Origin of the sequence: Pseudorhodoplanes sp. (assembly GCF_035565795.1) — a bacterium.
Classification (GTDB): Bacteria; Pseudomonadota; Alphaproteobacteria; order Rhizobiales; family Xanthobacteraceae; genus Pseudorhodoplanes.
Map to the genome: position 1 here is coordinate 1 of NZ_DATMRV010000258.1, position 8,580 is coordinate 8,580.

Annotated in this window: 7 protein-coding genes and 1 tRNA gene; 3 read left to right on the plus strand and 5 right to left on the minus strand. The window is 60.9% G+C overall.

Going from position 1 to position 8,580, the window contains the following annotated elements; genetic code table 11:
- The 3 genes from VNZ93_RS23375 to VNZ93_RS23385 form a co-directional block, all read left to right on the plus strand.
- The coding region (locus VNZ93_RS23375) for a TonB-dependent receptor (protein ID WP_325711134.1) at positions 1–1,385 on the plus strand (1,385 nt) is incomplete at its 5' end.
- A gap of 109 nt (positions 1,386–1,494) precedes the next feature.
- Positions 1,495–2,178, plus strand: coding sequence for a Fe2+-dependent dioxygenase (locus VNZ93_RS23380; protein WP_325711137.1), 684 nt, complete (start codon positions 1,495–1,497; stop codon positions 2,176–2,178).
- Positions 2,179–2,186: 8 nt separating this feature from the next.
- On the plus strand, positions 2,187–3,113 hold the full coding sequence (locus VNZ93_RS23385) for a tetratricopeptide repeat protein (RefSeq protein ID WP_325711140.1): 927 nt from the start codon (positions 2,187–2,189) through the stop codon (positions 3,111–3,113).
- Positions 3,114–3,196: 83 nt separating this feature from the next.
- Here the strand turns inward: VNZ93_RS23385 and VNZ93_RS23390 are convergent, their stop codons facing one another.
- The 5 genes from VNZ93_RS23390 to VNZ93_RS23410 form a co-directional block, all read right to left on the minus strand.
- On the minus strand, positions 3,197–3,499 hold the full coding sequence (locus tag VNZ93_RS23390; protein ID WP_325711143.1) for an HU family DNA-binding protein: 303 nt from the start codon (positions 3,497–3,499) through the stop codon (positions 3,197–3,199).
- Between the two features lie 255 nt (positions 3,500–3,754).
- Positions 3,755–3,831, minus strand: a tRNA-Asp gene (locus VNZ93_RS23395).
- Between the two features lie 98 nt (positions 3,832–3,929).
- Positions 3,930–6,782 (minus strand): PAS-domain containing protein, encoded by a 2,853-nt coding sequence (locus tag VNZ93_RS23400; protein WP_325711146.1) that lies wholly within the window; start codon positions 6,780–6,782, stop codon positions 3,930–3,932.
- A 152-nt stretch (positions 6,783–6,934) separates the two neighbouring features.
- Positions 6,935–7,321 carry an LCCL domain-containing protein gene (locus tag VNZ93_RS23405; protein ID WP_325711149.1) on the minus strand — a complete coding sequence of 129 codons (387 nt, stop codon included), beginning with the start codon at positions 7,319–7,321 and terminating at the stop codon, positions 6,935–6,937.
- Positions 7,318–8,580, minus strand: a 1,263-nt coding sequence (locus tag VNZ93_RS23410) for a DUF2201 family putative metallopeptidase (protein WP_325711152.1), incomplete at its 5' end; no start/stop codon positions are given. The genes VNZ93_RS23410 and VNZ93_RS23405, both read right to left, overlap by 4 nt.

Below are 8,580 nucleotides of genomic sequence, written 5' to 3' on the forward strand. Positions count from 1 at the left end.
TGCCGCGCGAGCTGTTCTATGGCGTGCAAACCGACAATGACCGCACCAGCGTCGATATGTTCACTGCCCGGTTCAAGTCGGAAGTGACGGACTGGCTGACCATCTACAACGATACGCGCTTTGCCTATTATGATCGTTTCATGGCGTTTACAGCCACCAATTGCGCGATCGCCACTTGCGGCGACGCTGTTCCATCCGGCAATCTGAATGTCCCTTACGGGTTCACGGGCGGAACCGCGACCGGAGGCGGGTACGATCAGAACACGCACGGCGGGCAAAACATCACGACCGCGGTGGCCAAATTCCATACCGGCTCTCTGCGACACGAGTTCATCTCTGGCCTCGATATCAACAACCAGAAGGATACGAGGTTCGCAGTCACAAGCAGCCCATCGAAGGTTGCCGGTACGATCCTGAACCCGAACTATTATTATATGGGTTCGGTGTTCGTGAATCCGTACCTCGCCAGTGGCATCAAGAACGCGGATTCGTTCAATCTCGGCGTCTTTGGCAGCGATCGGGTCTGGTTCACTGAGCAGTTCTCGATACTCGGCGGAGCACGCTGGGATCGGTTTGATTCCAAATATCAAACGACCGCTCTTGGCGGGGCATTGCTGCCCCAATTGAACAGTGAAACCGATTTCGTCAGTCCGAAGGCCAGCGCGATCTGGGAGCCGACCAAGCAGCAGATGTATTATGTGAGCTGGGCGCGGTCTTACTCCAACCTCGCCGGTCAGTATGTTGCGATGGACCTCAACCCCATCAACAATGCCACCTTGCAGCCGGAACAGAACGACATGTGGGAGGCCGGCCTGAAATGGAGCATGCTGGACGGCAAACTCGGATTCACTGCGGCTTGGTTCCAGGTCACCAAGAGCAATGCAGTTCAGATCGACCCGGTAAGCGGCAGCGTGGTGGAGACGGGCGAGACCCAACGTGTGTCGGGTGTCGAGTTCGGATTAACCGGCAAGATCACCGATCGATGGGACGTGCAGGCAGCCTACGCGTATATGAACAGCGAGATCCTTACGGCTCCGCTCAACGCGCAGTACACCATCGGCAACCGCGTGTCGTTTGTGCCGCTCAATTCTGCGTCGCTCTGGACGACATATGATATCGCGCCGATGTTCAACATCCCGGGCAAGCTGCTCGTCGGCGGTGGTATGTTCTATACCAGCCATTATTTCGTGAACTCGTTGGGGTCGGCTGAAGTGCCCGATCAGGTGACGGTCAATCTCTTGGCCTCCTATGAGAAGGACAAGTACCGGATCGCGCTGAACGTCTACAACCTGATGGACGAAGTGACGTACGACTCCGCCTTCGGTACCCGCGCCGTTGTGAGTGCAGGGCGTACCATCACGCTGACCGGCGGCGTGAGGTGGTAATCGAAAGGGCTGATCGGGACATAACGCCCCGATCAGCGTTGAAGATGGCGAGCGAGACCGGCATCCCGGTCTCGCTCGCCTGTCATTTTTTCTGTGAGTGCATGAGGATATGCTCGTTCACATTCCGAATGTTCTGACGGCGGACGAACTCCGCGAGGTCCGCACTATCATCGAGGCGGAAGCCTGGATCGATGGCAAGGCGACTGCGGGCGATCAGGCGGCGACTGCGAAATTCAACCTCCAGATCACTGAGGGATCGCCCGCCGGAATGAAGGCCGGCGACATCATCCTGAAAGCTCTCGGCCGAAATCCGACATTCAACTCGGCGGCATTGCCATTTCGCGTGCTTCCGCCGTTGTTCAATCGATATGACGCCGGCATGAAATTCGACTCGCATGTCGACGGCGCGATCCGGATGATCCCGCATACCGGCATCCGCATGCGAGCGGACGTGTCGTCGACGCTGTTCCTGACGGAGCCATCCGATTACGACGGAGGCGAGCTTGTCATCGACGATTCCTACGGTTCGCACTCGGTGAAGCTGCCGGCCGGCGACATGGTCGTCTATCCGGCGACAAGCCTGCACAACGTGACCCCGATCACGCGCGGCAGTCGCTGGTCATCGTTCTTCTGGACCCAATCGATGGTCAAGGACGATGGCAAGCGAACGATGCTCTACGATCTCGATCTTGCGATAATAGAAGTGCGGCGCCGGCTGGGTGATCATGAGAGCGCTTCTGTCGCACTCGTCAGCCATTACCACAATCTTCTGCGGCGCTGGGCCGAGCTTTGAGGGCCTTCGTGTCCTCGCAGGCCAACAACGACCCGCTCTATTACACGTCGCTGCTGAAACTGTCCGCCGACGAACTGAGCGCACGCATCGCGGCGGGCCCGGAACAAGCGGCGCGCATCGCTTATGCGGCGGCGATCGGCGGCAACAGCACCGCACAGGTGACATATGGGCAGATGCTGCTGGACGGGCATGGCGTCGCACAGGATCCCAGCGCTGCGCTGCGATGGTTCGGCATCGCTGCCGCCGCGCAAGACCTGGACGGCATCAACATGCTCGGCCGCTGCCACGAACTGGGGTGGGGCACCGCAGTGGATCGTGAGCAGGCGCGCATCTGCTACCAGCGTGCGGCCGCAAAAAACCATCACTGGGCTCAGTTCAATCTGGCGACGCTCATGCTGCGCGATGATCCGACGCCGGGTGAGTTGCGGACGGCCTTGAGCCTGCTTGTGCGTTCGGCGCGCCAGGGCAATGCCAAGGCGATGAACATGATTGGCCGATACAGGGAGTTTGGCTGGGTTGGAGGAATCAACATTCCCTCCGCGATCCGATGGTATCGCCGCGCCGGGAGCCGCGGCTGCTTCCGTGGCGCCGCTCATCTTGCTCGGTTCCTGCACGCAGAGGGCCGCATGGAGGAAGCAGAGCATTGGTATGCGCGGTCGATCGCAGCAGCGCCGGCGGACTTCTCCCGTGATCTCGCGGTGTCTCTCCTCAGTCAAACGCACGCGGGTCTGCAGGCGGTGGCGCGCGCAGCGCTGAAGCGCGCGGCTGAACTTGGCGATGCTCACGACCGCCTTGCGTACGGGGCTGCTCTGGCACAGGGACGGGGAGGGCCTGTCGATCGCGCCGAAGCGCGCGTGTGGCTTCACCGGGCTGAACTGGACGGAATTCCCGGTGCGCTCGCGATATTGGACGGCGCGGCCGTTCCACGTCGCTGATTACGGCTCGACGCTAAAAGAAAATGCGCATCGGCCGGGGCCGACGCGCATTGTCCAACTCAATTGAGACTTACGAAGCGACGTCAGATCGCTTCTTTCAATTCCTTGGCGGCGCGGAATGCGACTTTCTTGGATGCCTTGATCTGAATCTGTTCGCCGGTTGCGGGATTGCGTCCCATACGGGCGGCGCGCTTGCGCACCTGCAGGATGCCGAGACCGCCGATGCGGATGCGGTCGCCCTTCTTGAGGTGTTTGGTGATCTGGGTCACGAGATCGCCCAAGACAGCTTCGCTCTGCTTCTTGGACAACTGGTGCTCTTCGGCCAACTGAGCCGCGAGATGCTTCAGGGTAACGGTCGGAGCTGTCGCCGGCTTCTTGTCAGCCATGATTGGCCCTCCTCTTCATCAAGCGCCGTAACGAGAAAAAAACCACTGGTTGTGGCGTTTAGACGATTCGAGACTCGCCGGAAACGCCCTGTTTATAAGGCTCCAGAGCATTTTTGGGGGTCGGATGCAACGGGAAAAGCCTGTGCCGCAAGGACTTCTTGCTCACGGGGCCATTAAGAAGGCGTTCCGGGCGGACGTCTGATGACGCGGAAAGCGCTTGGAAACTCTGATAAGCCATTGACCATCAAGGTCAAATGGCGGGAGCGACGGGACTCGAACCCGCGGCCTCCGGCGTGACAGGCCGGCGCTCTAACCAACTGAGCTACGCCCCCGTGATCGGGAGTGGGGCGGACTTAAATCTCACCCCACGCCAAGTCAAGCGCGCAGCATCGATTTTTGCCGCAATCTCCAAAAAAGCATCGGCGCGTCGCTATGGACGCTGAATGAGGTCGCCCGCGCACAGAACCGGACCCCGGAATTTCTTGCAGCCATCCACGCTGCTCAGGTCGACGCTCGCCATTTCGTGTTGCAGGGTCCGTAACCGAGAGATCTGCGAATCGGTGCCAAAGAAGCACGCCGTGCCGCGGCCGGCGGCCTTGGCCTGATATAGTGCCGCATCGGCATTCGCTAGCAGGACAGAAGCGTCCGCGCCTTGGTCAGGAAAGGTTGCAATGCCGATGCTGAGACCGACAGCAAGCCGCTGGCCGTCGATTTCCAGGTCTTCCGCGGTAACCGCAGCAAGCATGCGTTGAGCGATTGTCTCGGCCGCATCCGCCGCCGTGATTGCGACGAATTCGTCGCCACCGAGGCGGGCCACGAAGGAGTCCGCGGCAGCGGTTCTAAGCCGACGCGAGACTTCACGCAGCAACGCGTCGCCAACACCGTGACCGAACAGATCGTTGACATCCTTGAAGCGGTCCAGGTCGATGCACATCAAGGCGAACCGGCTGCCGGTCAGCGATGCGGATTCGATGGTCGATGCAAAGTGCTTGTTGAACAATGCGCGATTAGGCAGGTCGGTCAACGGGTCGTGGTGCGCGAGATGCGCCATATGGCTGATGCGTGCTTCAGCGTCCTTGGCTTCGGTGCGATCCTGAATGACGGTTACGAGATATTTCGGTTCGCCGTCCTCGCCGAGGATCAGAAGGCGGGTGGAAGAGACGATGCGCGTCTCGCCATTGGGCATCTGGATCGGATAGTCTCCGGTCACTTGCGGAGAACGCGTCTTCAGCAATTGCTGATCTTGAACATTGATCAGATCCGCTGCCGCTTTCGAGAAAACGTTGTTCGACGTTTTGCCGATGATGTTGTCGCGCGACAATCCGAAATACTGTTCGGCCGAGCGATTGACCAGAACGTAGCTCAGGTCCTGCGCGTCCTTGACGATAATGATCGATGGCACATGCTCGATGATCGCATTCAGGAAGTCTCTGGTCTTGCGCGCATCGCTTTCGATCCGCCTGAGCTCGGTCAGGTCGATCGCTGTTGCGATGCAGGAGGGGCGTCCCTGGTAGTCCAGTGCGCGACTGTAGATCGCGACTTCGATCAATGAGCCATCGGCCTTGAGATGCCGTCGAATGCGGCCTTGTACCGGCTTGAATTCGGGAGCCGAGATGATGCGACGGATTTCTTCGCGATCTTCCGGCGGCCGGATGTCGAGGACAGTCATCGAGAGGAAGACGTCACGGTCATATCCATACTGGGCAAGCGCGGCGTCATTGACCGCGAGCAGACGCAACGTCTCCCGGTCGTAGACGATCATGGGCGTCGGGTTTTCCTCGAAGAGCAGGCGAAACGATTCCTCGCGGCGTCTTATGTCGCTGATATCGACACGGACGCTGATGGTCCCGCCGTCCGACATGCGCCGGTCCTCGACACGGATCCAGCGGTCGCCGGACAGATGCTGTTCATGTGAGTTGTTCGGCTCGCTGAGTCGCGCGAGCTGCTCAATCAAACATTGCTCCTCACTGCCTCGGAAACCTGGATGCTGGCCGCGCGATATGCTGGCGCGAACGACGTCTTCGAACCGCTGTCCCGGTGCGAGCAGGTCGGCGACGTCCGAATAGATGTCCGAGAAGCGGCTGTTCCACAATACGTAACGATTGTCCGCATCAAGCATCGACAGCCCGACCGGGACTGCTTCGAAGGCTTCCATAAGCCTTCTGTGTGCTTTCTCCCTTTCGACGCGCGCTGCTTCGAGGGAGGCTTCAAAATGAAGCCGCTCGGTGATGTCTTCATGGATGCCCAGCCAGCCTCCGTCCGGAAGCGGCGTGTTGGTCATCGATATGGTTCGCCCGTCCTCCAACTCGATCTGTGTTGTCGAGGTTTCCCGGAGCGACCGGATGGCGTGAAAATCCGATTTGTACCTTTCGCGGTCTTTCAGCCGCGTGCCTTTCTCCAGCCGATGCCGGATCAGGCTGTCAAGGGACATGCCCGGCTTAATGACGCCCTTGTCCAGACCGTAGATCTGAAGATATCGGTCATTGCAGGAGATGATCCGCTCATTGCCGTCGAAGAGCAAGAATCCCCGCGACATGGCATTGATGGCGAGATTGAGTCTCCGATCGCGCTCGCGCATCTGCGCATTGGCGCGAGCGCCGAGCAGAGCGATGGTCACCAGTGCCATCGCTGCCAGCGCCACGGTCACCACAGTTGCGGAGTTGAGCAATTCGGCATCTAGTGTCTCTGAATTGATGGCAGCCATGCCGACCGCAGCGAGCTGATGCGAAAGTATCGCGAGCGCGAGCACCAGCGCTGCGGCAATATTTCTCCTGACGGTGTTTTCGTCTCCGGCAATCACGAGAGCCGCGGCGGCGAGCGACATTCCGAGCGCGGATGACGCAAATATCAGGCCGGATGACCACGTCATGTTCGGCGACATCGGACCCGCGATCATGGTGATCTGCGATGCCGCCGTAATTGCCGCCCCTATGAAGCCGCCGGCAATAAAGGCACGCCAGTGCGCGGGAGCATCGATCGCTTGCCAAAGGCCGACGCCTGCGAGGATGCCCACGATGGCAAGCGAAAGAGTTGTTGGCGTTGCGTTCGGGGCTGCGCCGCTGGCTTCATGGAGAAGAGTCCCCATGAAATAGACCGCCCAGATCCCGCAGCCCAGCACTGCGCCACCGGCCAATATCCAGCAGGTGCGCGCACCGCCGGTGGCCGCTTGACCGCGGCGCAGGATATAGATGACGAGCAGGCTCGCGGAAGCGCAGACGCTCGTCATCAACACGACGGAGCGCCAGCTAAGGTCGCTGGAAAGGTCCGCCAGAATGCCGCTCATTTCCATCACGCCATTCGTTCCCAACAGCGTAGTGTGTTCCCGGCAGCGTAGTATTATGGCTCGGCGTTTCCCGGTGGTTGATGCAAACTGCAGCCTCGGAGTGTAGTTAAGGACGCCTTTTCGGAACCGTGCAGTTTGAGCGGGAATTGCTACTAGATGCCACTCAGCCGGTAGGCGCTGCCGTAACGGCCGAAGTCGTGACTGGTGACGCCGTTTCGCACCGAGCCCTGATAGGTCGTCTGGGCGGCGACCACGGTCACCTTGATCACCGCACTGTCCCCTGGCTTGACGAGACCGGCATGGACCGCCGCAACGGCAAGCGCGGAGTCGCTTGTGTAGACATCGGTGCCCCAGAGCGGGCCCTCGGTCTCGCCCTTCACGCGGAAGTAGAAGCTCGCTCCCACGGAGCTGCCGAGTTCGAGCATATGAGGCGGCGCGTCGGCCGCGAGATAGCCCTTGTCGAGCAATTGCCGGACTTCCTTTTTCGACAATTGTCCGCGCCGGTCGAAATACGCGACCAGCTCCTGCACGACCTTCATGATCTGCTCCCATCCATTGCAATGACCCGGCCATATGGCGGATTGAACGCGGCGGCGCGCGGCAGGACCCACAGCACGTCGTAGGGCATCGGCTCGGCGGGGAAGGCGATCTCGCCATCGGTGATGATAACGGCCGCGCGTATGAGCGGATCGTCGGCGAGCGTCAGCATCGCGGGCGACAGGTCGCTTCCGCCAAAGCCGCGCACGGCATAGGTCGCAAGCTCCTCCGGCGAAACGGTCTCGTCGGCGGTGACGGCAGCGTCGCATTGAACGACGCGAACCTGATCGACGCCGGCGCCGTCGCAAAAGTCTGCGATCGCGCCCAGCGCAAGCGGAATGTCGTCGACCATCGATCCCGAGGTATCAAGCACGACATTGAGCATCCACGACGTCCGCATCCGACCGGGCATCACGACGTCGGTACGCTCTGCGCCGCGTCGTGACGGGCGTGCGAAGGTTCGTTCACCCGCGGACGAGCACTCGATCCAGCGTTGCAGCGCCTGTTGCCACGCGGGCCGCAGACGACCGCGCTGCGCCGACACCTGCGCACTCATGCCTCCGCCCACGGTGCCGCGCGCATTCTGCCTGCCGATGGCTGCTGCCAGCGCTTGCCCGCGCGCGATGATGTCGTCGATCGCGGCTTTCTGCTGCGCCTGGTCCTGCGCATCGGCAGGGAACATCTCGCGCTCGGTCTTGTCGCCGAGCACGTCGCCGGCATCGTCGTTGCCGGGTTCGCTGCCGCCTTGTCCCTGGCCGAGCGCCTGACGCACGGAAGCATCCTTGCCTTCCCAGACCTTTGTGCGCGAACGCATCAGGTCGGCATTGCGGCGCATTTCGATGACGATGTCTTCGGCCGAGCGTTCGCGCGCGCCCGGCATGTCGAGACCGCCGGCGGGGATGGTGGCAAAGCCCAACTCGCTCCGCAGGATGTCGTTGATGATGTAGTCGTGCGCGTAGTTAAACTCGAGCCGGCCGGAACCGCGGGCCCGGTCGTGCGTGCGAAGCGCCAGATGAAGGAGCTCGTGCGCCAGGACAAAGACCAGCTCGTTGTCCTTGAGTCTGGCTGTGAATCCGGGATTGGCGATCAGGCGACCCGAGGCGAAGATGCCCATGGTGGGTACGCGCCAGTCGAGACTGACGCGCACCGCCGCAGCGAGCCCCGCAAGATGCGGCAGCGGCACCGTCACCATTCGGAGCCCGTTCTCGATCCGCTTCAGGGTTGCCCGTTCGGCATTTCGATCAGGTAATGTCGCGGCGGC

Excerpts from the sequence above, each read along its gene's own strand:
- VNZ93_RS23380 (WP_325711137.1), top strand. The coding sequence starts at position 1,495 with ATGCTCGTTCACATTCCGAATGTTCTGACGGCGGACGAACTCCGCGAG.
- VNZ93_RS23390 (WP_325711143.1), bottom strand. The coding sequence starts at position 3,499 with ATGGCTGACAAGAAGCCGGCGACAGCTCCGACCGTTACCCTGAAGCAT.
- VNZ93_RS23400 (WP_325711146.1), bottom strand. The coding sequence starts at position 6,782 with ATGAGCGGCATTCTGGCGGACCTTTCCAGCGACCTTAGCTGGCGCTCC.
- VNZ93_RS23405 (WP_325711149.1), bottom strand. The coding sequence starts at position 7,321 with ATGAAGGTCGTGCAGGAGCTGGTCGCGTATTTCGACCGGCGCGGACAA.